23 protein-coding genes are annotated in these 23,305 nt (G+C 72.5%); 16 read left to right on the top strand and 7 right to left on the bottom strand.

Going from position 1 to position 23,305, the window contains the following annotated elements:
* Positions 1–10 precede the first annotated feature (10 nt).
* Positions 11–931 (top strand): menaquinone biosynthesis prenyltransferase MqnP, encoded by a 921-nt coding sequence (mqnP, locus tag ACFWIA_RS13890; protein ID WP_387003713.1) that lies wholly within the window; start codon positions 11–13, stop codon positions 929–931.
* Between the two features lie 133 nt (positions 932–1,064).
* On the opposite strand, the gene ACFWIA_RS13885 is transcribed toward mqnP, so the two are convergent.
* The gene (locus tag ACFWIA_RS13885; protein ID WP_387003710.1) at positions 1,065–1,937 is read right to left on the bottom strand and encodes a helix-turn-helix domain-containing protein; all 873 of its coding nucleotides are present in this window, start codon (positions 1,935–1,937) and stop codon (positions 1,065–1,067) included.
* Between the two features lie 110 nt (positions 1,938–2,047).
* The gene (locus ACFWIA_RS13880; protein ID WP_387003708.1) at positions 2,048–2,641 is read right to left on the bottom strand and encodes a rhomboid family intramembrane serine protease; all 594 of its coding nucleotides are present in this window, start codon (positions 2,639–2,641) and stop codon (positions 2,048–2,050) included.
* Between the two features lie 231 nt (positions 2,642–2,872).
* On the opposite strand from ACFWIA_RS13880, the gene ACFWIA_RS13875 reads away from it, so the two are divergent.
* The 7 genes from ACFWIA_RS13875 (at position 2,873) to ACFWIA_RS13845 (ending at position 8,499) form a co-directional block, all read left to right on the top strand.
* Complete coding sequence (locus ACFWIA_RS13875) at positions 2,873–3,586, top strand: UbiX family flavin prenyltransferase (protein ID WP_387003705.1); 714 nt, start codon at positions 2,873–2,875, stop codon at positions 3,584–3,586.
* A gap of 143 nt (positions 3,587–3,729) precedes the next feature.
* On the top strand, positions 3,730–4,185 hold the full coding sequence (locus ACFWIA_RS13870; RefSeq protein ID WP_385494957.1) for an Lrp/AsnC family transcriptional regulator: 456 nt from the start codon (positions 3,730–3,732) through the stop codon (positions 4,183–4,185).
* Positions 4,186–4,306: 121 nt separating this feature from the next.
* On the top strand, positions 4,307–5,470 hold the full coding sequence (mqnE, locus tag ACFWIA_RS13865; protein ID WP_387003702.1) for an aminofutalosine synthase MqnE: 1,164 nt from the start codon (positions 4,307–4,309) through the stop codon (positions 5,468–5,470).
* Between the two features lie 158 nt (positions 5,471–5,628).
* The gene (locus tag ACFWIA_RS13860) at positions 5,629–6,153 is read left to right on the top strand and encodes a GNAT family N-acetyltransferase (RefSeq protein WP_387003699.1); all 525 of its coding nucleotides are present in this window, start codon (positions 5,629–5,631) and stop codon (positions 6,151–6,153) included.
* 128 nt (positions 6,154–6,281) lie between these two features.
* Positions 6,282–6,584, top strand: coding sequence for a DUF4229 domain-containing protein (locus ACFWIA_RS13855; protein WP_387003696.1), 303 nt, complete (start codon positions 6,282–6,284; stop codon positions 6,582–6,584).
* A 234-nt stretch (positions 6,585–6,818) separates the two neighbouring features.
* The gene (locus ACFWIA_RS13850) at positions 6,819–6,968 is read left to right on the top strand and encodes a hypothetical protein (RefSeq protein WP_385495023.1); all 150 of its coding nucleotides are present in this window, start codon (positions 6,819–6,821) and stop codon (positions 6,966–6,968) included.
* Positions 6,969–7,146: 178 nt separating this feature from the next.
* Entirely contained in the window at positions 7,147–8,499 is a 1,353-nt protein-coding gene (locus ACFWIA_RS13845; protein ID WP_387003693.1) for a dicarboxylate/amino acid:cation symporter, read from the top strand.
* Between the two features lie 234 nt (positions 8,500–8,733).
* Here ACFWIA_RS13845 and ACFWIA_RS13840 read toward each other — a convergent pair whose 3' ends face one another.
* Genes ACFWIA_RS13840 through ACFWIA_RS13830 form a run of 3 tightly spaced genes read right to left on the bottom strand, consistent with a single transcriptional unit; the run spans position 8,734 to position 10,783 of the window.
* The gene (locus ACFWIA_RS13840) at positions 8,734–9,240 is read right to left on the bottom strand and encodes a precorrin-3B C(17)-methyltransferase (RefSeq protein WP_387003691.1); all 507 of its coding nucleotides are present in this window, start codon (positions 9,238–9,240) and stop codon (positions 8,734–8,736) included.
* Positions 9,237–9,896 carry a short chain dehydrogenase gene (locus ACFWIA_RS13835; protein WP_387003689.1) on the bottom strand — a complete coding sequence of 220 codons (660 nt, stop codon included), beginning with the start codon at positions 9,894–9,896 and terminating at the stop codon, positions 9,237–9,239. Before ACFWIA_RS13835 ends, ACFWIA_RS13840 begins: the two co-directional genes overlap by 4 nt.
* The gene (locus ACFWIA_RS13830) at positions 9,893–10,783 is read right to left on the bottom strand and encodes a helix-turn-helix domain-containing protein (RefSeq protein ID WP_387003686.1); all 891 of its coding nucleotides are present in this window, start codon (positions 10,781–10,783) and stop codon (positions 9,893–9,895) included. The genes ACFWIA_RS13835 and ACFWIA_RS13830 overlap by 4 nt, the downstream gene beginning before the upstream one ends.
* A gap of 294 nt (positions 10,784–11,077) precedes the next feature.
* On the opposite strand from ACFWIA_RS13830, the gene ACFWIA_RS13825 reads away from it, so the two are divergent.
* A complete protein-coding gene (locus ACFWIA_RS13825) occupies positions 11,078–12,712 on the top strand; it encodes an alpha/beta hydrolase (protein WP_387003683.1) in 1,635 nt (544 codons plus the stop codon).
* Positions 12,713–12,848: 136 nt separating this feature from the next.
* On the opposite strand, the gene ACFWIA_RS13820 is transcribed toward ACFWIA_RS13825, so the two are convergent.
* Positions 12,849–13,052 (bottom strand): cold-shock protein, encoded by a 204-nt coding sequence (locus ACFWIA_RS13820; protein ID WP_385494970.1) that lies wholly within the window; start codon positions 13,050–13,052, stop codon positions 12,849–12,851.
* A gap of 439 nt (positions 13,053–13,491) precedes the next feature.
* Here ACFWIA_RS13820 and ACFWIA_RS13815 point away from each other — a divergent pair, with 439 nt between their 5' ends.
* Together ACFWIA_RS13815 and ACFWIA_RS13810 are read left to right on the top strand one after the other, a co-directional pair.
* On the top strand, positions 13,492–14,367 hold the full coding sequence (locus tag ACFWIA_RS13815) for a menaquinone biosynthetic enzyme MqnA/MqnD family protein (protein WP_387003858.1): 876 nt from the start codon (positions 13,492–13,494) through the stop codon (positions 14,365–14,367).
* 652 nt (positions 14,368–15,019) lie between these two features.
* Entirely contained in the window at positions 15,020–16,687 is a 1,668-nt protein-coding gene (locus tag ACFWIA_RS13810) for a serine/threonine-protein kinase (protein WP_387003680.1), read from the top strand.
* A 19-nt stretch (positions 16,688–16,706) separates the two neighbouring features.
* On the opposite strand, the gene ACFWIA_RS13805 is transcribed toward ACFWIA_RS13810, so the two are convergent.
* Positions 16,707–17,420, bottom strand: a complete 714-nt coding sequence (locus ACFWIA_RS13805; RefSeq protein WP_387003677.1) for a hypothetical protein — start codon at positions 17,418–17,420, stop codon at positions 16,707–16,709.
* A gap of 231 nt (positions 17,421–17,651) precedes the next feature.
* Here ACFWIA_RS13805 and ACFWIA_RS13800 point away from each other — a divergent pair, with 231 nt between their 5' ends.
* The 5 genes from ACFWIA_RS13800 to ACFWIA_RS13780 all read left to right on the top strand — a co-directional run bounded on the left by ACFWIA_RS13800 (position 17,652) and on the right by ACFWIA_RS13780 (position 22,802).
* Complete coding sequence (locus tag ACFWIA_RS13800; protein WP_387003674.1) at positions 17,652–18,389, top strand: prepilin peptidase; 738 nt, start codon at positions 17,652–17,654, stop codon at positions 18,387–18,389.
* Positions 18,390–18,470: 81 nt separating this feature from the next.
* Complete coding sequence (gene mqnC, locus ACFWIA_RS13795) at positions 18,471–19,670, top strand: cyclic dehypoxanthinyl futalosine synthase (RefSeq protein ID WP_387003671.1); 1,200 nt, start codon at positions 18,471–18,473, stop codon at positions 19,668–19,670.
* A 7-nt stretch (positions 19,671–19,677) separates the two neighbouring features.
* Entirely contained in the window at positions 19,678–20,145 is a 468-nt protein-coding gene (locus tag ACFWIA_RS13790; protein ID WP_387003668.1) for a hypothetical protein, read from the top strand.
* Positions 20,146–20,190: 45 nt separating this feature from the next.
* On the top strand, positions 20,191–20,886 hold the full coding sequence (locus ACFWIA_RS13785) for a demethylmenaquinone methyltransferase (protein ID WP_385494977.1): 696 nt from the start codon (positions 20,191–20,193) through the stop codon (positions 20,884–20,886).
* A 185-nt stretch (positions 20,887–21,071) separates the two neighbouring features.
* Entirely contained in the window at positions 21,072–22,802 is a 1,731-nt protein-coding gene (locus tag ACFWIA_RS13780; RefSeq protein WP_387003665.1) for a zinc ribbon domain-containing protein, read from the top strand.
* Positions 22,803–23,305: the final 503 nt, after the last annotated feature.

The raw sequence follows: 23,305 nt of genomic DNA, 5'->3' as shown, positions 1-23,305 counted from the left end.
GGGAGCGTTGATGTCGGCCGCCGAGGGCGTCATCGGGGGGCCGGGGCCGGCCGCCCCGAAGGGCGGGACCCGGGCGTTCCTGCGGTTGGTGATGATCGAGCACTCGATCTTCGCGCTGCCGTTCGCCTACATCGCCACCCTGACCGCGATGTTCCAGGTCGACGGCACCGTGCACTGGGGGACGCTGCTGCTGGTCACCGTGGCGATGGTCGGCATGCGGACCTTCGCGATGGCCTGCAACCGGATCATCGACCGGGAGATCGACGCCCGCAACCCCCGCACCGCGGGGCGGGAGCTGGTGACCGGCGCGGTGTCGGTGCGCTCCGCGTGGACCGGCGCGATCATCGCCCTCGCGGTCTTCCTCGGGGCGGCGGCCCTGCTCAACCCGCTGTGCCTGGTGCTCGCCCCGGCCGCGGTGGTGCCGATGGTGGTCTACCCGTACGGGAAGCGGTTCACCCACTTCCCGCACGCCATCCTGGGCCTGGCGCAGGCGATCGGTCCGATCGGGGCGTGGCTCGCCGTCACCGGCGCCTGGTCCTGGGACGCGGTGGTCCTCGGGCTCGCGGTCGGCATCTGGATCGGCGGCTTCGACCTGATCTTCGCCTGTCAGGACGTGCAGGCCGACCGGGCGACGGGCGTGCTGTCCGTCCCGGCCCGCTTCGGCATCCCGGCGGCCCTGTACGGGGCGCGGGCCTGCCACGCGGTGACGATGGGACTGCTCGTCTGGTACGCGTTCCTCACCGACGCCGGGTTCTTCCTCTGGCTGGGGCTGCTGGTCGTCGCCGTGGCGTTCGTGTACGAGCACCGGGTGGTCCGGCCGCACGACCTGTCCCGGTTGAACCGGGCGTTCTTCACGGTCAACGGGTTCATCGGCATCGCCCTGTTCGTCTGTGCGCTGCTCGACCTGGTGGTGCGCGGCCTCTCGCTCTGAGCCCCGGCCCGGCGTGCGGCCCCGCGCCCGGCGTGCGGCCCCGCGCCCGGCGCGGGGCTCCGGCCGGCCGGCCCGCCGTCAGCGTACGAGGGCTGAGGACTTCCGCCGGGTCACGGGCAGGACGGCGGCGTTCTCAGCACGGCTCGTGGTCCTTCCTCAACCGGGCGAGCAGCTCGACGGACGCCTCCACGGACTCCGCGGCGGAGGTCAGGCGCTGCACCGCGTCCTTGTACATGGCGACCTTGTCCGGCTCCTCGATGTACAGCGCGGCGGTCAGGCTCTCGGCGTGGACCACGTCGAGGTCGGCGTGGGTGCCGAAGCCGAGGATGCTGAACGAGCCCATCTGCCCGGCGTGCAGCGGGGCGTCGGAGCGCAGGATCTGGATGTTGACGTTGGTCCGCCGCCCCATCGACAGCAACTTGCCGAGCTGGTCGTACATCACGCCGTTGCCGGGCACCGAGGAGCGCAGCGCCTGCTCCGAGATGATCGCCCACAGGGCGAGCGGCCGGTCCCGGGTCAGTACCGCCTGACGGGCGAGCCGCACCTCGACCAGGGCGTCGACCCGGGCCTCGATCGCCTCCGTCATGGCGGTGGCGCGGATGATCTCGCGGGAGTACTCGGCGGTCTGGAGCAGTCCGGGGACGACCCCCAGGTGCCAGGTGGAGACGGACTCGGCCTCGGCCTCCAGGCTGATCAGGTCCTCGTAGACGGGGGACAGCACGCCCCGGTACGAGTGCCACCAGCCCCGTTGGGTGCTGTCCTTGGTGAGGGCGACCATCGCGGCGCGCAGTTCGTCGGTGACGTCCCGGCCCAGGGTGGCGTACAGGTCGAGCAGTGCCTCCACGTCGCTGGCCTTGGCGGCGCTCTTCGCCGTCTCTATCCGGGACAGCTTCGAGGTGATGAACCCGCCCGCCGACCTCTCCGCCACCTCGTCGAGGGTGAGGTCACCGCGCAGGGCCCGCAGTTTCGCGCCCAACCTGCGCCGGCGCACCGTGGGCGCACTCACAGGAGCCCCTTCCGTCCGGTCGATGGACGGGACAGTCTGCCGTGCGCCGTGATCCGCTGTCACCCGGCCGGCGGTGTCCGGTCCGGAGCCGGGGCCCCCGCGGGCGGCCGTCAGTTGACGGCGGGGCGGGTGCGGCGGAAGGCGAAGGCCGCGAGAACACCGCCGAGCAGCCCGAACAGGTGGCCCTGCCAGCTGACGCCGGAGTCGGTGGGCAGAACACCCCACAGGAGTGACCCGTAGAACACGGCGACGACCGCGCCGATCACGATCTCCCACGGTCGGCGGTCGACCAGCCCGCGGACCACGAGGTAGCCGAGGAGTCCGAAGACCACGCCGGAGGCGCCGAGGGTCACCGTGTCCGGCGGGGAGGTCAGCCAGACGCCGACCCCGCTGACCAGGGTGATCGTCAGGACCACGCCGAGGAACTTGCGCAGGCCCGCCAGGGCGGTGAGGAATCCGAGGACCAGCAGCGGGACCGTGTTGGACGCGAGGTGGTCCCAGCCCACGTGCAGGAAGGCCGCCGGTACGACGTCCCACAGCTCACCGGGCGCCCGGGGCGTTATGCCGTAGGTGTCCAGCCGGTGGCCGAGGGCGGTGTCCACCGCTTCCAGGACCCACAGGAGTCCCACCCACAGCAGCATCAGCTTGGCCGCGGGCAGGGCGGCGCCGCGGGTCGTGCTGCTTCCCGGTGTGTCGAGTGCCATGGGTCCTTCCCCGCTCGCCTATGTGTCGCCCGCCGTTCCCGCGCGGTTCCCGTGCCGCTTCGGTGCCGCTGCCCGTGCCCGGTCCGCCGGCCCGGTCCGCCGGCCCGTACGGAGGCTGCCCGGGGAGCCTCCCCCGTGCACCTCCAACGCACTGCGCGCCCGGCGCGTTCCCCGGCGGCCGACGTGCACCGGGGGGCGGGGCGCGCGGGGGCGCCGGATAGGCTCGAAGGCGTGGAGCAGCCAGAGAAGACCACCCGGCGCCCCTGGATCGTGGGGGTGTCCGGCGCATCGGGAACGCCGTACGCCGCGTCCTTGCTGCGGGCGTTGCTCGCGGCGGGCGAGAGCGTCGACCTCGTGGTCTCGCGCGCCTCGCGGCTGACCCTGCTCGACGAGACGGGCATCGCGTTCCGGGACGCCCACTGGCGGGACGACCTCGCGCAGTGGTTGGCGCGGGGCGCCGACGGCAAGCCCGACGCCTTCGACCCGCCGCCGTTGGACGAGGTGCGGTACTGGGCCGCCGGGGACCTGGCCGCCGGGCCGTCCTCGGGCTCGTACCCGGCCCGGGGCATGATCATCGTGCCGGCGTCCACCGCGTGCGTGGCCGGGGTCGCCCTGGGGCTGTCGAAGGACCTCCTCCAGCGGACCGCGAGCGTGACCCTCAAGGAGGGCCGGCCGCTGGTCGTCGCGGTCCGGGAGACCCCGCTCAGCGGTCAGACGCTGCGGCAACTGGTGGCCCTGGACGAGGCGGGCGCGGTGGTGCTGCCCGCGTCGCCCGCCTTCTACGCCGGGGCCGTGCACATCCAGGACCTGGTGGACTTCGTCGCCGGCCGGGCCCTCGACGCGGTCGGGGTGCGGCACGGGTTGTACCGGCGGTGGGACGGATCGCTGGGCGGTGGGCGGGGGGAACCCGGCGGTGGCGTAGGCCCTCCGTCCGCCGCGCCCTGAACCGGGCGGCCCGTTCCGCCCCGTAGACGCCCCGTACGCTCCCGGCATTCCACCAGGTGAGATTCGTAGGGTGTCCGGCCAACGTGCCTTTGATCTCAGACGTAAACTCGCGGGACTGCTGAATAATGAAAGGCTCGGATTTCATGGACGCCGTGGACAGGCAGCTCATCCAGGCCCTGCGGGAGAACGGCAGGGCCTCCTACGCCGAACTGGGTCGCCTCGTGGGGCTCTCCGGCCCCAGCGTGACCGACCGGATCAACCGGCTGGAGGCGGCCGGGGTCATCACGGGCTACCGCGCGAGCGTCGACTCGGCATCGCTGGGGCTCGGGGTCACCGCCCTGATCGGCATCTCCCTCTCCGACGCGGCCGACCACGAGGACGTGGCCCAGCGGCTGCGGGACCTCAGCGAGATCGAGGACTGCTGGTTCATCGCGGGCGACGACTCGTTCATGTTGAAGGTGCGCGTCGGGGACGTCGACGGGCTGGAGAAGACGATCAGGCGGCTGTCCGGCACCAAGGGCGTCTCCCGGACCCGGACCACGATCGTGCTCTCCACCAAGTGGGAGAACCGGGTCGGGGACCTGCCCGAAGAGGTCTAGGCGTACGGTGGAGCGCGCGTGCGCTCCGGACGGACGCTCCCGGTGGGCGGACCGAACAGGGCCCCGCACCGGCACCGCGGACGGGGCCGCACACGGCAGGCAGGGCGAGAGAGGCAGGGGCATGGACGTCGGGCTGAAGCGCGAGCTGGAGGCGAAGGTCCGCGACGGTGAGCGGCTGACCCGCGAGGACGGTGTCGCGCTGTACGCGTGCGACGACCTGGCCTGGCTCGGCGGTCTCGCACACGAGGTGCGCACCCGCAAGAACGGTGACGTGGTCCACTTCAACGTCAACCGCCACCTGAACATGACGAACGTGTGCACCGCGTCGTGCGCGTACTGCTCCTTCCAGCGCAAGCCGGGGGAGAAGGACGCGTACACCATGCGCATCGAGGAGGCCGTGCGGCTCGCGAAGGAGATGGAGGGCGACCACCTCACCGAGCTGCACATCGTCAACGGTCTGCACCCCTCGCTCCCGTGGCGGTACTACCCGCGTTCGCTGCGGGCCCTCAAGGAGGCCCTGCCGAACGTCGGGCTGAAGGCGTTCACCGCCACCGAGATCCACCACTTCGAGACGATCTCCAAGCTCAGCGCGAGCGAGATCCTGGACGAGCTGATCGACGCCGGCCTCGAATCGCTGACCGGCGGCGGGGCGGAGATCTTCGACTGGGAGGTCCGCCAGCACATCGTGGACCACCGCACGCACTGGGAGGATTGGTCGCGCATCCACCGGCTGGCCCACGAGAAGGGGCTCAAGACCCCTTCGACGATGCTGTACGGCCACATCGAGGAGCCGCGCCACCGGGTCGACCACGTACTGCGGCTGCGTGAGCTCCAGGACGAGACCGGCGGCTTCCAGGTCTTCATCCCGCTGCGCTACCAGCACGACTTCGTGGACGTGAAGGACGGCAAGGTCCGCAACCGCATCCAGGCGCAGACCACCATGGCCACCGGCGCGGAGGCCCTGAAGACCTTCGCCGTCTCCCGGCTGCTCTTCGACAACGTGCAGCACGTGAAGTGCTTCTGGGTGATGCACGGGCTGCACACCGCGCAGCTCGCCCTGCTGCACGGCGCCGACGACATGGACGGCTCGGTCGTCGAGTACAAGATCACGCACGACGCGGACGACTTCGGCACCCCGAACAAGCTGACCCGGGACGACCTGCTGGAGCTGATCCGGGACGCCGGTTTCCGGCCGGTGGAGCGGAACACGCGGTACGAGATCATCCGCGAGTACGACGGTCCCGATCCCGGGCGGCGGGAGTCGCCGCAGCCGATGCGGGTCTGAACCCTCCGCGCGGGGCCGAGCGGACGCCGCCGTGCCCCCGAGCCCCCGAGCATCCGTGCCCCCGTACGCCTCGCCTGCCGAAGCGCGTACGGGGGCACGGCCGTTCCCGGGGGCGGCGCCGGGAACGACCACCCGGACGTAATGATTAGAATGCGCCTATGACCCTTACATTCACCGTGGACCCCTCCGTGGACGAGGAGCTCCGTGACGGGCTGGTCGGCCTCTGGGTGGACGTGTCCAACGCGGGCGGCGCGGTGGGTTTCGTGCCGCCCGTGACCGCCCGGGAGGTCCGGCCCGAGGTGGTCGAGCACTTCGCGGCGATGGCCGAGGGGCGCACCCGGCTGCTCATCGGCCGCGACGACCGCGGCGAGGTCGCCGCGACCGCGTTCCTCACCGCCAACCGGCACCGGCTGATGCGCCACTGGTTGTGGCTGTACACGGTGATGGTCCACCCCCGGCACCAGGGCAAGGGTTACGGGCAGGACCTGATGGCCGCCGCCGCGGACACGGCGCGCGCCGTGCCGGGCGTCGAAGCCCTCCGGCTGACCTGCCGCGGCGGTCTCGGCCTGGAGCGGTTCTACGCCTCCTGCGGGTACAAGGAGGTCGGACGGGTGCCCGACGCGATCCGGGTCGCCCCGGGGGACGACCGCGACGACGTCACCATGCTGCTGCCGCTCACCTGACCACCGAGGGTGACCGACGAGGGCCGGACGGGCGGGTCCGGCGCGCCGAGCGTCCCACCCGGCTGACGGCCGCCGAGGGCGTAGTGCTTCACTGATATGCGCCCACTGTCGGAACGGAAGAGTGGATCATGCTCCGCTACACACTGATGCGCCTGGGGATCTTCGCCGGTTGCTTCGGGCTCGTCTGGGCCCTCGTCTACGCGGGTCTGCTCCCCCGCGGGCTCGGCTCCTCCAACGGCCTGTGGATCCTGCTGCTCGCCATGGTGGTCTCCGCGCCGATCAGCTTCATCGTGCTGCGCAAGCAGCGGGACGTCGCCTCCGGGCAGATCGTCAACCGCGTCGACCAGGCCAAGGCCGGGTTCGAACGCTCCGCCAGCCAGGAGGACCACCTGGTGGACCTCGTCGAGGACGCGGGACCCACCCGCGCGTGAACCGCGTTCCGCGGCCCCCCGGTCCGCGGCCCCGTTCCGCGTTCCGCGGGCGTGAGGTATGTCTCAGATAAAGGGCCGGCTCCTCGCCGTGACGAGGAGTCGGCCTGTTTCATGTGGTGTGCGTGCGGGGGCCGTTGGGGACCATCAGGGCATGGAACCGAGAGTGCGGGGCCCGGCACCGAGGTCAAAGTGGGGCTTTGAGGACCTGAAAGTACAAGTGTTAACGTGTGCGGCATGAAGTCCACCGCCGCGCGCCGCTCCGTCATGGGTCCGTCGCCCATGACCACCATGGGCGTCCCGCTCGTGGCGCGCCTGCACGTGGACCTGTGCCGCTGTCTCTCCGCGGCCTGTCGTCACCCCCGCGCGGCCTGTCGCCGCTTCTGAGTTCCCCCGCCGGACCCGCCCCGTTCCCAGGCCCGTCCGGACCCCCGTGCGCGACCGCCGGCCGATCCGGTGGTGCTTCCCGCCCCTGCCCGCAACCCTCGGGCATCCGTTCCCCAGGGCAGCGCCGCGCCGCCAGCACCACCCCCCGACCCCCATCACCCCCCAAGGGAGTGTCCTCGTGTCCGTCCCCGCCACGAACACGCCGTCGCAGCCGGTGACACCGGCCAAGCGGCAGTTCCCGGTGCCCTTCTGGGCCCAGATACTCATCGGTCTCGTACTCGGTGTGGCCCTGGGCTGGCTGTCCCGACACTTCGACATCTCGTGGTTGCAGACCACGCTGGAGAAGATCGGCGACATCTTCGTCGGGCTGCTGAAGCTCGCCGTGGGCCCGCTGGTGTTCTTCGCCATCCTGGTGTCGATCACCAACCTCCGGAAGGTCAACAACGCCGCGCGGCTGGCGTCCCGCACACTCCTCTGGTTCATGATCACCTCGCTGATCGCGGTGGCGATCGGCCTGGTCATCGGCCTGGTGACCAACCCGGGCTCGGGCACCGGCCTGACCCCCAAGGACGGCGGCGAGCCGAAGAACACCGGCTCCTGGATCGACTTCCTCACCGGCATCGTCCCCACCGACGTGATCACGCCGTTCACCGAGCTGAACGTCCTCCAGATCGTCTTCCTGGCCGCCGTCGCCGGTATCGCCGCGCTGAAGATCGGTGACCGGGCCAAGCCGATCCTCAGCCTCAGTGAGGCCGTCCTCGAACTCCTCCAGAAGGCCCTGTGGTGGGTCATCAAGCTCGCCCCGCTCGGCACCGTCGGCCTCATCGGCTACGCCATCGCCACCTACGGCTGGGACCTGATCGGCGACTACGCCGTCTTCACCGCCGCCGTGTACGTCGGCTGCCTCCTGGTGCTCTTCGGCGTGTACCCGACGCTGCTGGCGGTCGTCGCCAAGGTCAACCCGCTCCAGTTCTTCAAGGGCGCCTGGCCCGCGATCCAGCTCGCCTTCGTCTCCCGCTCCTCCGTGGGCACGATGCCGCTGACCCAGCGCGTGACCGAGCGCCTGGGCGTTCCGAAGGAGTACGCGTCCTTCGCCGTGCCGTTCGGCGCCACGACCAAGATGGACGGCTGCGCCGCGATCTACCCGGCCATCGCCGCGATCTTCGTCGCGGAGATCTTCAAGGTCGACCTCAACCTCGGTGACTACATCCTGATCGCCTTCGTCTCGGTGGTCGGCTCCGCGGCCACGGCCGGCCTCACCGGTGCCACGGTCATGCTGACGCTGACCCTGTCGACGCTGGGCCTGCCGATCGAGGGCGTCGGTCTGCTCCTCGCGATCGACCCGATCGTCGACATGATCCGCACCGCCACGAACGTCGCCGGTCAGGCGCTGGTTCCGGTGATCGTCTCGGCCCGCGAGAAGATCCTCGACCACGACGCGTACAACAATGCGTCGGCCTCGCCGATCGACGAGGCGGAGGCTGTTGCTCCCGTCCCGCAGGACCGGGGCCCGGCTCCCGCTACTGCTTGACCTCTGACCCCCGGGTTCCCGGGGTGCCGCTCACGTCCGTGGGGCTCGCCGTTCTCGGTGGGCCCCACGGGCGTATCGGCGTGCTCCTGCGGGTGCGATTCCCTGCGGGTGCTTTCGCGTGCGTCTGGGCGCGGGTGCGCTTTGTCTGCGCGGTGCGCGGTGGTGGTGCGCAGTTCCCCGCGCCCCTTTCGGGGCGGTCAGCCGGTCGTGCGTCGTCGGAGGCTCGGGGGTGGCTCAGTACTTGCCCAGGTCGGGGATGCAGGTGCCGTCCGCGGTGCGGCCGACGACCTCCGTCTGCACCTTGCCGGTGGCGTGGACCGTGCCGTTGACGCACACGCTGCCCTCGCCGCCGCCCACCAGCGCATTGCGCAGCGGGGCGAACCGGTCGCCCACCGACTCGACGTGCTCGGGCCGCAAGCCGAGGGCCCGGGCGGCTACGGTGCGCAGGGCCGCTTCGGTGGTGCTGCCGGAGTCCGCGAGTTTCCGCAGGGCCGTGGCCAACGCCTCGGCCCTGGGCCCGGCTTCCCGTCGCTGCTCGGCGGTGATGGACGCCTGCTTGCGGTACGCGTGGTTCTCCGCGAACCGGTCGTTCCATTCGTCCGTGACGGGCGGCGCGGGAGCGGACGAGGAAGCGCCGGGTGCGGGGTTGGGGTCGGTCGGGAAGGCGCAGCCGGTCGCCGTGAGGGCGAGCAGGGCGAGGGACGGGGCGGCGGTGGTCAGCCGCGGGCGTATCCGTGTCATGCGTCCGACGATGCCAGGTGCGTGCCTCCTGCGTGGGCCTTCTCGGGAGCGGGTCCGTACGCGCGGATGATCCGGCCGGTGCCGTCGCCTTCGACGCAGGCCAGGTAGTGCTCGACCAATTCGTTCATCGGCACCGGTCGCAGGCCGGGGAAGTGCGCGCCGAAGTCATCGACGGAGTCGCCGATCAGCGTCGGGCTGACCACGTTGATCCGCAGGTCCCGCGGCAACTCGATCGCGGCCGACAGGACGAAGCTGTGCAGGGCGCCGCTGATGACGCCGCCGCCGGTGACGTGCGGCCACGGCTGGTCGGCGAAGACGCCGGACGTCAGGGTGAAGGAGGCGCCGTCGGCGACGTGGTGTTGACCGGTGAGGACCAGATCGGCCTGGCCGAAGAACTTGGCGCGCGTGTTCTCGTACAGCGCTTGCCGCGTCAGCGTCTGGAAGTCGTCGAGTTCGCCGTGCGCCGCGATGCTCACGACCGCGTCGACCGCCCCGACCTCGCGGTACATGGCCTCGATGGTCTCGTGCGAGGTCAGATCTACGTGGACGTCACCCGAGGTGCGTCCGGCCACGACGACCTGGTGGCCCCGGGCCCGGAGCGCGGGCACCAGTCGGCGTCCGATGGTGCCGGCGCCGCCCACTGTGATGATCTTCATCGTGCGTTCTCCTCCTGCGACGGGGCGTCCGGCGCGGATCGTCGGTCGATGCCCTGCGCCAGCAGGGCGAGGGCGTCGGCGTCGGGGGTGCCGGGGCGGGCGTAGAACAGCCCGATCTGCTGGTCGTCGTCGGGCAGGGTGACCGTCTCGTTCGACAGGGTCAGCCGTCCGACGACGGGATGGTCGAGTGTGCGTACGGAGGACGAGCAGGTGCGAACGGGACGCCGCGCCCACATCCGGGCGAACTCCGGACTCTCGGCGACGAGTTCGCCCACGAGGCGTTCGAGCCCGGCGTCCGCCCGGTGCCGGGCGACCGCTTGGTGCAGGGCCGCGACCGTGACCTGTGCCTTGCCGGCCCAGTCGCAGTACACCGCGCGGTGGTGCGGATCGAGGAACAGCATGCGCGCGATGTTCGGCCGGACGCGTGCGTCGGGGGCGTCGAAGTCGACGTGACCGGCCAGCAGGGCGTGACCGAGACGGTTCCACGCCAGGACGTCGGCGCGGTGGTCGATCACGATCGCCGCCGCTGTGGGGACGGCGGCCAGCAGATCGCGCACCGATGGCCTCAGCTTGCTGCGGTGCGCCCGGGACCGGGTCGGTCGTCTCGGGGCGGCGAGGACGCGCAGGTGTTCGTGTTCGGACGGGTCCAGCCGTAACGCCGCGGCCAGTGCGTCGACGACCGCGGGCGAAGCGCTGCTGCTGGCTCCCTGTTCGAGCCGGGTGTAGTAGCCGATGCTGACCCCGGCGAGTTCGGCCAGTTCCTCCCTGCGCAGTCCCGGGACGCGCCGATGGGTGATGCCGGGGCGTATGCCTGCCGCCTCCGGCGTCAGACGTTCGCGCCTGCTGCGCAGGAATCCGCCGAGGTCGTTCGCTGCTGAGGTGACCACGAGCCCATCGTCGCGTGGATTCCGGGACTCCCCCTGCCCCAAACAGGGATACCTTCGCGGCCCGGATGCCGATGGTCCGTGCCGGCTTCGACTTTCGCGCAGTTCCCCGCGCCCCTGATCGACCCGCTGGACGCCCCGACCGCCAGGTCACCCAACAGGGGGGCGCCCCGATAGGGGCGCGGGGAACTGCGCGAGCGACCCCAGCGCACCCGCAGAGTGCAGCGCACCGTCGGAGCCCCGAGCACCCGGCCGGGACTCCGTAGCGCGGGGTCACCGCACCGCTCCTATGGTGAGGTGAGTGCACCTTCCCCCCTACTGGAGGGCGCGATGGGCGCGAAGCGCACGCTACGGATACGGTCCGCAGCCCTGCTCGCGACGCTACTCACAGTGACCGCCCCGGCGCTCGCTCCGGCGCAACCGGCCAGCCCCGACCGAGCCGACCGGCCAGGCCGAGCGGAGCAGGCCGAGCAGCCGGACCTACGCCCGTTCTACGAGCAACGCATCACCTGGCACCCCTGTGAGGACCTACCGCAGAACCCGGAGGACATGACCTGCGCGGAGGTCACCGTCCCCCTCGACTACGCCGCCCCGGACGAGGGCACCCTGCGCATCGCCCTGGCCCGCATCAAGGCCACCACCGACGACCCCGAAGGCTCGCTGCTGCTGAACTTCGGCGGCCCGGGCGACCCCGGCATCGTCACCCTCGCCGGCTTCGGCAGGACCTTCAACGAGTTCACCGACGCGTACGACGTGGTCACCTTCGACCCGCGCGGCGTCGGCCGGAGCTCCCCCGTCAGCTGCGGCGACAGCGCCCCGCCCGTCTTCACCGGCACGGACCCGGACGCCTTCGTGGAGCAGGCGGACGCCCACTACGAGGAGTGCCGCCGCGCCTCGGGCCCCGTACTGCCGTACGTGGGGACCATCAACACCGCGCGTGACCTGGACGTCATCCGGCACGCCCTCGGGGACGACCGTTTCCACTACCTGGGCTTCTCCTACGGGACCCGGCTCGGTGCCGCGTACGCCGCCGAGTTCCCGCACCGCGTCGGCCGGATGGTCCTCGACGGCGTCGACACCCTCACCGAGCCGCTGGTCGAACAGGGCCTGGTGACCGCGGAGGGGCGGCAGCGGGCCCTGGACGACTTCGCCACCTGGTGCGCCACCCGCCCCGACTGTCCGCTCGGGACCAACGCCCGGGACGCCAAGCGCGCCGTCACCCGACTGGTCGAGCGCGTCACGGCCGAGCCGATCACCCTCTACGACGGTTCGCTGTTCACGGTGGACACCCTGGTCTCCGCGCTGTCGGCCACGCTGTACAGCCAGTCCAACTGGCCGGCGCTGTCCCTCGCCCTGACCTCGCTGATCGAGGACGACGACCCGATCCCGCTGCTGGCGACCTCCATGCCGGTCCCGGTCACCGGTGCCCCCCACCCCAGGGGCAAGGACGTGCCCGCCGTGCCCCTGGACAACGGATGGGCCGCGCTGACCGCCGTCAACTGCGCGGACGACCCCGACCGGCCGACCGCCGCCGAGTTGTCCGGTCCGGCGTACGAACGGCTGCTCGCCGACTACACCGCGGCCTCGCCCCTCTTCGGCCCCGCCCAGCTGAGTCAGGTGCTGCTGTGCACCGGCTACCCGCCGGGCAGTGACTTCATCCGCTCGATCCATGACGTTCCGACGCCCAGGTTCCTGCTGGTGGGCACGCGCGGGGACCCCGCCACGCCCTACCGGTGGACCGTCGAGACCGCCCGCCGCCTCGGCGACTCGGCCGTCGTCCTGGACAACCGGGGCGAGGGGCACGGCGGCTACACCTCGTCCAAGTGCGTGAAGCGGGTGGTGGACGCGTTCTTCCTGGAGGGGGACCTGCCCGCTTCGGGGCGTTCCTGCCCCGCCGACCCGGTGGACCCCGCCCTGTTGCCCGACCCGTGAAGCGGGCGCCCGACCCGTGCAGCGGGCGGAACAGGCAGGAGCCCCGCCTCCCACCGCGGCAGGCGCGGAGGGAGCGGGGCTCCTTGGGTACTGCTATCCGTTCCGGATCGGTCCCCGAGTGACCTCGGGAGTCCCGCTACAGCGGGGTGACGTTCTCCGCCTGCGGGCCCTTCGGGCCCTGCGTGACGTCGAAGCTCACGGCCTGGTTCTCCTCAAGGGAGCGGAACCCGGCCGCGTTGATCGCGGAGTAGTGGACGAAGACATCGGGGCCCCCGCCTTCCTGGGCGATGAAACCAAAGCCCTTTTCGGCGTTGAACCACTTCACGGTTCCGGTAGCCATAAGCCCTCCTTGGGCCAAAGGGTTGCCCTGCTCCAGAACCTGCTGTTGTAACAACTGCAAAAGTCTGAAAACGACAAAAGCCTGCGGGTTACATGCTCCGCAGGCTCTGTACTGCAAGGGAAACCAAACTGCAACTTGCGTTGAGCTTAGCACGGAGCCCCGGGAAAGCGATAGAGGTCAAGATCACGTCACCCGGATGTTTGAGTCGGGCCGTTGGCCTTGACGCGAGGGTGCCGTGTCGGAGCCGCGCCGGGGCCCTGTCGGAGCCAATGGTTCGGCAAAGTGACGCGGCATAACCCGCTGCCCCTTGCCGCTGGCTCGCGAGGCCCGACCTACTCCCCGGACCGCCGTCCGGCGCACCGTGACGGGCGCCCCCCTGCGCCCGCCGCGCGCCCCCGCGGGCTAGCCTCGCGATGTGGACAATTCTCCCGCGGCACCCCTGCCGGCCCAGGACGCCACCGCGCCCCCGGCCGCCGGCCGTACCCGGCCCCGTGTCGGTCACATCCAGTTCCTGAACTGCGTACCCCTGTACTGGGGGCTCGCGCGGACCGGAACGCTCCTCGACCTCGAACTGATGAAGGACACCCCCGAGCAGCTGAGCGAGCACCTCGTGGCGGGCCGCCTGGACATCGGGCCCATCACCCTCGTCGAGTTCCTGAAGCACGCGGACGACCTGGTCGCCTTCCCCGACATCGCCGTGGGCTGCGACGGCCCCGTCATGTCCTGCGTGATCGTCTCCCAGGTGCCGCTGGACCAGTTGGACGGGGCCCGGGTCGCCCTGGGTTCCACCTCGCGGACCTCCGTGCGCCTGGCGCAACTCCTGCTGGCCGAGCGCTTCGGCGTGCGCCCCGACTACTACACCTGCCCGCCGGACCTGGGCCTGATGATGCAGGAGGCGGACGCGGCGGTGCTGATCGGGGACGCGGCCCTGCGGGCGAACCTGCACTACGCGCCCCGGCTCGGGCTCCAGGTGCACGACCTGGGGGCGCTGTGGAAGGAGTGGACGGGGCTGCCCTTCGTGTTCGCCGTGTGGGCGGCCCGTCGCGACTACCTGGAGCGGGAGCCCGAGGTGGTGCGCCAGGTGCACGAGGCGTTCCTCGCCTCCCGTGACCTGTCGTTGGAGGAGGTCACCAAGGTGGCCGAACAGGCCGCGCGGTGGGAGACGTTCGACACGGAGGTGCTGGAACGGTACTTCCGGACGCTCGACTTCCGTTTCGCCGCTCCGCAGCTGGCCGCCGTCTCCGAGTTCGCCCGCCGGGTGGGCCCGACGACCGGGTTCCCGGCGGACGTCCGGGTGCGGCTCCTGGAACCGTGAGCGGGCCGCGTCCGGCCGGGGTGCCCGCATCGGAAGCGGGCGGCGCCCTGCGTCGGACCCGGACGCCTCGGACCCGACCCGGAGGCGGCACGCCGGGACCGCAAGGCGGCACGCCGGACCCGAACGCCGCGCAACGAACCCGAACGGATCGGAACGGAACGCAACGGAACAGAGCACGACGGAACGCGACGGAACGGAACGCGACGGAACCGGGCGGTACCGGGTTTCCGTGCGGTGGTCGTGCGCATTCCGCGTGAATCGCTTTAGCAGCGTCATAGCGTGCTGACGGCGTCCTGGAATTCCCCGGGGCGTCACCGGGAATTCCCCTAACCCCCGGGGAGCCTTCCGGCCCCGGGACCGGGGGGCGGAACCGGACGCGGTCCCCACTCCTTGCGGAACGAGCCGGTCCTGTTCGACCGGCCAATCATGTCCGGCGTCAATTACGGGGGCATTTGCGGGACGAACGGGAGCGTCCCCGGCAACGGGTTATCCATGAACGGCGACTGAGGGGGCGTCCGGCCCCGGGGGAGTCCTGCGGGACGGACCGAATCCGCACCGCCCGGAACGCCGTCCCGACGGCCCCGCACCGCCCCGTACCGCACGGGGCTACGCTGCTGCGCACAGCCATGTGCTTCTGGGGGAGGCCGACGTCGTGCAGCCGGGCACCGTACAACCACTCGACGTCGACGAACCGACCGCGATCGGCCCCTACCGCCTGGTCGGCCGCCTCGGCTCCGGCGGGATGGGCCGGGTCTACCTCGGGCGCAGCGCCGGCGGCCGGACGGTCGCCGTCAAGGTCGTGCACCCGCACTTCGCGCGCGACGAGGAGTTCCGGGCCCGGTTCCGCCGCGAGGTGACCGCCGCCCAGCGGGTCGGCGGCGACTGGACGGCCCCTGTCCTGGACGCCGACCCGACCGCCGCGGTGCCCTGGGTGGCGACCGGCTACGTCGCGGGCCCCTCGCTGGCCCGTGCGGTCAGCGGCCCGGACGGGCCCGTACCGCTTCCCGCGCACACGGTCCGCATCCTCGGGGCGGGGCTCGCCGAAGCGCTGGTCCGGGTGCACGGGCTGCGGTTGGTCCACCGCGACGTGAAGCCGTCGAACGTGCTCCTCGCCCTCGACGGGCCGCGGCTGATCGACTTCGGCATCGCCCGGGCGACCGACGGCACCACCACCCTCACCTCCACCGGCGTCTCCATCGGTTCACCCGGCTACATGGCGCCCGAGCAGATACTCGGCGGGGACGTCACGGGCGCGGCGGACGTCTTCTCGCTCGGCGCGGTCCTGGCCTTCGCCGCGAGCGGTGCGTCCCCGTTCCCCGGGGACTCCTCGGCCTCGCTGCTCTACCGGGTGGTCCACGAGGAGCCGGAGTTGTCCGGGGTCACCGGGGAGCTGCGCGAGGTCGTGGCCGCCTGTCTGGCGAAGCACCCCGGCGACCGGCCGGACGCCGCGGAACTGGTGCGGCGACTGGCGCCCGAGGGCACCGGCCCGCTGGTGCCGGCCGGTTGGTTGCCGACCGCGCTGGTGGCCGAGGTGAGCCGGGTCGCGGTGGGTCTGCTGGACCTGGACGCGGTCCCGCACCGGGAACCCCTGGCACCCGCCGCCTGCCCCACCGGCCCGGTCCCGTTCGCCAGCCCGTCCGTGGGCGGCCCCGGAACGACCCTGCCCGGCGGCGGTCGGGTGGGGCCGCCGCCGCCCTACCCGCCCGCGGCCGTCACCCCGGCGTCGTTTTCTGCCGCCCCTGCCGATGCCCCGACCGGCACCGTGTCGCCCGACCGGATCTCCGTCTCGGCGGGCGCCGAACGCACGGCGGACGTCCGCGGCCGGGGGCGCAGGGTGAGCTGCACGATCGCCCTGGTCGTGGCGGGCGCCCTGGCCGCCGTCACGGTGGGCTCGGCGTTCGTCTTCGACCTGTTCGGCGGGGGCGACTCGGGTGACGGTGCCCCGGGCTCCTCCGACGCCAAGCGGCCCGCCGTGCCCGAGCGGTACCTGGGCACCTGGGAGGGCGAGGGCTTCGCCCTGTCCGGCGCCCTGCCGATGGGCACCTTCACCGTCACCGTCCGACAGGCCGCCGGGGGCGCCACGATCGGGACGTTCCGCCAGGTCGACCCGATCGACGGGGTCTGCGAGAACGTCCTCGTGCTGCGCAGCGCCGACGCGAAGCGCCTCGTCGCCACCGGCCGCCCCAAGGAGTCGAACCCGTACCAGTGCACGACCGGGGCCCACGAGGTCCGACTGGAGCCGACCGCGGAGGGCCTGCGGTACGAGTCCGACAACGCACCGGCGGGCAACCCCACGGCCCAACTGGAGAAGGTCTCCTGAGCTACGGGGAAGGCCCGGGTTACGGGGCGCACTCCGCGGCGCCGCGCTCCGTGGTGAGTTCGAAGGTCTGCCACACGCCCCGGTCGCTCAGCCGTAGCCGGGTCTCGTAGAGCACGTGTGCGTCCGCCCCGCGCGGGGCCGGGCCGACCTTGCCGGTCACCCGGTTCTTGGGGGACAGCCTCGATTCGTCGGCGCAGAAGGACAGGGCCGCGCGGGGTCGGTCCGGAAGGTCCAACAGCCCGTCGGGGAGGTCGAGCTTCGGCTCGAAGTAGCGGACGAAGCCCGTGGGCCGGGAGCCGGAGGCGGCACCGTCGCGGGTGTACGCGCGGACGGCCGACAGGGCCTTCCCGGTGAAGAAGAACTCCACCGCCTCCGTGGTGGTCTCGCCGCTGACCAGCGCGTCCAGGACCGTGCCCCGGGCCAGACCGGCGTCCCCCAGCACCAGGTCCCGCTCGGAGTCGTGGGTCACCCAGGTCTCGTACCGCTCAGTGAGGTCACGGGGGAGGGTGACGTCGGGGCGTTCGGTGCGCGGCCGGGCGTTGCCGGTTTCGAGCGGCGCGACGGAGGCGCTGAGCGTGGGCGTGGGGGCGGCCCGCTCCTTCGCCCCGTCCTTCGCCCCGCCTCCGCAGCCGGTGAGCAGCAGGGTCGTCGCCAGTCCGAACGCCGCGGCGGACCGTGCCGTCCACCGGGGTGCCCGGAGCCCGCTGCCGGACCCCGTCGTGACCGTGCGCATGTGTCGTCTCCTCGCTGCGTGCCCCCGGGGAGGCCCCCACCCGCGGGTCGGGCCCTCCCGTGCGGTGACGACGGGAACCGCGCCCACGGTTGCGTCCTTCCGCTGACGGTGTGATTTCGGCCAACGTCCGTCCCGGGACGCGGAAACGGTATCCAGGCGGGCGCCGGGGTGGCCAGGGTGGACCCCGCGAGCGGTGGGCAGCGGGCCGACCGCCGGGGGAGCGGGGGCGGCATGGGTACGGGTGGGGTGGTCGTGACGGTGGTGGCGGCGGGGTGGGGGCTCGCCGCCGGTGCGTTGCTCCCCCGGGTGGCGTACCGCCTGTCGGTGGAGCCCGGCGACCCCTGGCGCGCGCACGGCCCGCACGGGCACCCGCTGCCCCGCGGAGTGCGCGGCTGGCTGGGCCCGGCGCGCTGCGCCGAGGGCCGCATCGGCCCCCGGACGTCCCTGGTCGCGGGGGTGACGGCGGTGGTGTGCGCGTTGCTCGCGGGCGCCACCGGAGTACGGCCGGAAGTCGCCGTTTGGCTGCTGCTGGCGCCGCCGGCGGTGCTGCTCGCGCTCGTGGACCTCGCGGTGAAGCGGCTGCCCGACGTGCTGACCCTGCCGCTCGCCGCCGCCGCACCCGTGCTCCTGGGCGCCGCCGCCCTGCTCCCCGGCCACGGGGGCAGCTGGCCGGGTGCCCTGCTCGGTGCGCTGGCGCTGGGCGCCGGATACCTCGTCCTCTTCCTGCTGAACCCCGACGGCATGGGCTTCGGCGACGTGAAGCTCGCCCTGCCGCTCGGCGCCGCCCTCGGCTGGTACGGCTGGGGGGCCGTCCTCGTCGGCACCTTCGCCGGGTTCCTGTTCGCCGCGCTGTACGGGGCGGTGCTGGTGCTGCGGCGGCGCGCGACCCGGCGCACGGCCATCCCCTTCGGGCCGTTCCTGCTCGGCGGGGCCCTCGTCGGCGTCCTGCTTGGCGGGTACGGGGCCTGACGGCGGCCCGTTCCCGGGGGCCGCACCCCGCTGACGTACGCTGGATCGGACCGACCAACCCCTGCCGAAAGGGACCGCCCGGTGACCGAGAAGGCCGGCCTCCAGCCCATCCTCGACCGTGCCGCCGCGGGTGGCCGGATCACCCCAGAGGAAGCCCTCGACCTGTACCGGGACGCGCCGCTGCACGCCCTGGGCTCCGCCGCCGACGCCGCCCGCCGGCTGCGGTACGCGGGGACCGAGCACATCGCGACGTACATCATCGAGCGGAACATCAACTACACCAACGTGTGCGTGACGGCGTGCAAGTTCTGCGCCTTCTACGCGGCCCCCAAGGACAAGAAGAAGGGCTGGACGCGCGAGCTCGACGACATCCTGCGCCGCTGCGCGGAGACCGTCGAACTCGGCGGCACCCAGATCATGTTCCAGGGCGGCCACCACCCCGACTACGGCGTCGAGTACTACGAGGAGCACTTCGCCGCGATCAAGGGGGCGTTCCCGCAGCTCGTCATCCACTCCCTCGGCGCCTCCGAGGTCGAGCACATGGCGCGGATCTCCAAGGTCTCCGTGGAGGAAGCCATCACCCGCATCCACGCGGCCGGGCTCGACTCGTTCGCCGGGGCCGGCGCGGAGCTGCTGCCGGCCCGCCCGCGCAAGGCCATCGCCCCGCTCAAGGAGAGCGGCGAGCGCTGGCTGGAGATCATGGAGACGGCGCACGGCCTGGGCGTCGAGTCCACGTCCACCATGCTCATGGGGACCGGCGAGACCAACGCCGAGCGCATCGAGCACCTGCGGATGATCCGGGACGTACAGGACCGGACGGGCGGCTTCCGCGCCTTCATTCCGTACACGTACCAGCCGGAGAACAACCACCTCAAGGGCCGTACGCAGGCCACCCTCTTCGAGTACCTGCGCATGATCGCGATCGCCCGGCTCTTCTTCGACAACGTCGCGCACATCCAGGGCTCCTGGCTGACCACCGGCAAGGAGGTCGGCCAACTCTCCCTGCACTACGGCGCGGACGACCTCGGGTCGATCATGCTGGAGGAGAACGTCGTCTCCTCGGCCGGGGCCAAGCACCGGTCCAACCGGCTGGAGATCATCGACCTGATCCGCAAGGCCGGACGGGTCCCCGCGCAGCGGGCCACCACGTACGAGCACCTGGTGGTGCACGACGACCCGGCGAACGACCCGGTGGACGAGCGGGTGCAGTCGCACATCTCCTCGACCGCCATCGCCGGGGGCACCGCGCACCCCGAACTCAAGCTCCTCAGCAGCAACTGACCCGCCGGTGCTGACCCTCCACACCGGCCGGGAACTGGTCCTCGACTGGGACGGCGGCCCGTCCGTGCCGCACGGCGCGGTCGCCGTGCGGGGTGACCGGATCGCCGCGATCGGTGCGCTCGACGTCCTGCGGGAGCGGTTCCCCACCGCCCGGGTGCGGTCCTGGCCCGGGGTGCTCGGTCCGGGGCGGGTGCACGACGGCGCACTGCCCGGGGCGCCCTCGCCCCGGGAGCGGGTGCACGCGGTGCTCACCACGGGCGGCGTGGCCGTGGTGGCCGGCCACCTCACCGATCCGGCCCTGCGGTCCGCGGCCGAGCGGGCCGGGGTCCTCGTCCGCCCCGACGGACGGCCGTTGACGCTCGCCGAGTCGGCCCGCGCGGACCTCGCGGCCTTCGACGGCGACCCGCGCGCGGGCGCCCCGGGCGAATGCCTCGTCACGGTCTGCGCCGGCCGCATCGTGCACCGCCGCCGATAGCGCCCCCGTCCCGGGCGGGCGGCGGAGGGCTGCGACAATGGGGGGGTGACCCGCGCATCTCTGGACAAGCAGCCGCACGACGTCGCCTCGATGTTCGACGACGTCGCGGAACGCTACGACCTCACCAATGACGTGCTGTCCCTCGGACAGGACCGGATCTGGCGCCGCGAGGTCGCCAAGGCGGTGGACGCCCGGCCCGCGCAGAAGGTCCTGGACCTCGCCGCCGGAACCGCCACCTCCTCCCTCCCGTTCGTCCGCGCCGGCGCCTACGTCGTGCCCTGCGACTTCTCCCTCGGCATGCTCAAGGTCGGCAAGCGGCGCAACCCCTGGCTGCCGCTCACGGCGGGCGACGCGACCCGACTGCCGTTCAAGGACGACACCTTCGACGCGGTCACCATCTCCTTCGGGCTGCGCAACGTCCACGGCACCGAGCGGGCCCTGCGCGAGATGCTGCGCGTCACCCGGCCCGGCGGACGCGTCGTCATCTGCGAGTTCTCCCACCCCACCTGGGCCCCGCTGCGCACCGCCTACAGCGAGTACCTGATGCGCGCCCTGCCGCCGGTGGCCCGCGCGGTGTCCTCCAACCCCGAGGCGTACGTGTACCTCGCCGAGTCCATCCGTGACTGGCCGGACCAGCCCCGGTTGGCCGCGATGTTGCAGGACGCGGGCTGGTCGCGGGTCGCCTGGCGGAACCTGTCGGGCGGGATCGTGACCCTGCACCGGGGCTTCAAACAGGGCTGAGCCCCCCCTCGGTCGCACCCCGTTCCGGGACGGGGCCGTCCACTCCCGGTCGAATCGGCCCAACTTCCTTGCGCAGATGTCTGGATGACGGGAACCGGTGGCACCGAAGATGTGTCCGTTGACTACGTGATCGCGCCCCGTAGCGGGTGTCTCACTCCCGGTCCCGGACGACGGAGCGTGCCCTGATGGCGTCGTACTGCCCGTACTGCGGAACACCTGCTCCCGAGGAGGGGCGCTTCTGCATGAGCTGCGGGCGGGAACGCCCGCCCGTGCCCGATCCCCCGGCGGCGCCCCCCGCGCCCCAGGCCCCGCCGGCGCCGACCGGCCCGCCCACCGGGCAGGTGCCGACGGCGAAGGTCCCGCCCGCGCCGCCCGGCGCCCCGCCCTCACCCACCCCGCCCGTACCCGTCCCGCCCCCGCCGGCCCCCGGCCAGGCCCTCGGGGAGCCCGAACTCATCGCCTCCAGCGCACCGCCGCCGCCTCCCGCCGCACAGGTCCCCCCGGCCGCACCGGGGTTCACTGCCCACCCGCCCGGTCACGTCCTGCCGCCGCCCCCGGCCCCGCCGTCCGGCGCGGGCTCGTTCCTGCGGCGGGCCTTCGGCGGAGACTGGGGCGGGGCGTTCCAGGCCGCCGTGTGGCCGCTGGTGGTCCTGGTGGCGGTCACCTTCGCGCTCGCTGCGCCCACGTACGGTCAGGACACGTCCGACCCGGATGCCGTCGGCTTCGGCGACCGCTTCCAGATCAGCCTCGCCGCGGTGCTCCAGTCGGTGGGCGGGGACGTCACGTTCCAGGAGTCCCGACCGGACGAGCGGTCCGGGGAGTCCTGGCCGGAGGGCGACGACTACGGCGACGACTACGGCGACGCGTACGGATCGGACTCCTCGGCGCTCGGCGGCACGGACGGCGAGAAGATCGAGATATCACTGATCCCGCTCACCGTCACGGCCCTGTGGCTGCTCGCCCTCTACGGCGGGCTGCGAGCCCTGCGCACCCGGACACGGCAACGGTCCGCCCTCGGCTTCCCGCCGTCCGGCGCCGCGGCGGACCCCTGGGCGTCGGCCACGCCCTGGACCCGGGGCGCCACCGCCGGGCTCGAAGCAGCCGTGCGGGTCAGCGTGCTCGTCGCCGGCGGGGTGCTGGTGTTGGCCCTGTTCGCCCGGCCCTCCATCAAGGACTTCGAGATCTCCGGGGCGCTGTGGGCGGTCCCGGGCGCGCTGCTGCTCACCGCCGTCCTGTCGGCGGTCGTCCTCGGCCGTGACGAACACGCCGGCTGGCTCGCCGCCCGGCCGGGCCTGCTGCGGTTCACCCAGGCGTTCGGCACCGCGCTGCGGGCGATGGGCTTCGCGTTGGGCCTGTGCGCAGTGATCCTGCTCGTCGTGTACCTGCAACGCGACGAGTTCGAGGACGGCGGTTCGCTGGGCGGCGACTACTCCTCGTACTCCGTCGCCCTGCTCCTGCTGCTGAACTTCGCGGTGTCCGGGCTCGGTTTCTCCTGGGGCGCCGCCACCGGGGTGGAGGTCGGAAGCGGCGGCGGACGGGAGCGCGAGACCTTCGGCCTCTCCGAACTCGGCGATGCGGTCGGTGGGTGGGCGGTCGCCGGTTCGCTCACTGCGGGCGCGGTGTGCGCGGTGTTCCTGGGCGTCCTCGCGGCCCGCCGCCATCCGGGGACCGCGGACCGGGTGCTGGCGGGCGCGCTGTTCCTGGGGCTGCTCCTGGTCCTGGTGGCGATCGGTGGCTACGGGATGGAGCAGCAGCGGCCCGTCGGTAGCTACGGGTCCTCCGGGGCCACGGAGATCGGCACTCAGGTGTCGGACGCCCTGCTCTTCGGGCTCCTGTGGGTCGCCGGTGGCATCTTGGTGGGTGCGGTGCTGGTCCGGATGGTTTCCCCTCCGGCGGTGCGGTCGCCTCAGCGGTAGCGGTGCGTGGTCGGCTGCGGGCCGGCCGTTCGCGCGGTTCCCCGCGCCCCCTGAGTACGTCCCGCTGCGCGTGCGCGGTCCGGCTCGGGTGCGCGGTCCCTGGGCGGGTGCGTTCCGCTGCGCGTGCGTGGTCCGGCTCGGGTGCGCTGATGGTTCGCGCAGTTCCCCGCGCCCCTATCGGGGCACCCCGGTCGAGATGCACTCCGCCGGAACGCACCCCACAGGGGCGCGGGGAACTGCGCATCGACCCAGCGCACGTGGACCGGACCGTGTACGGGTTCCGGAGCGCACCGGATCAGGGGCGCGGGGAACTGCGCGAAGCCACAGCGCACCTGTGTAGGGCAGCGAAGTTCGGGCGGGTCGCACCGGATAGGGGCGCGGGGAACTGCGCAATCCTCCAGCGCACGCGGACTGGACCGTGTACGGGTTCCGGAGCGCACCGGATCAGGGGCGCGGGGAACTGCGCGAAGCCACAGCGCACCTGTGTAGGGCAGCGAAGTTCG

Origin of the sequence: Streptomyces sp. NPDC127068, from assembly GCF_042724695.1 — a bacterium.
Taxonomy (GTDB): domain Bacteria; phylum Actinomycetota; class Actinomycetes; order Streptomycetales; family Streptomycetaceae; genus Streptomyces.
This window is presented reverse-complemented; position numbering and strand designations above follow the sequence as displayed.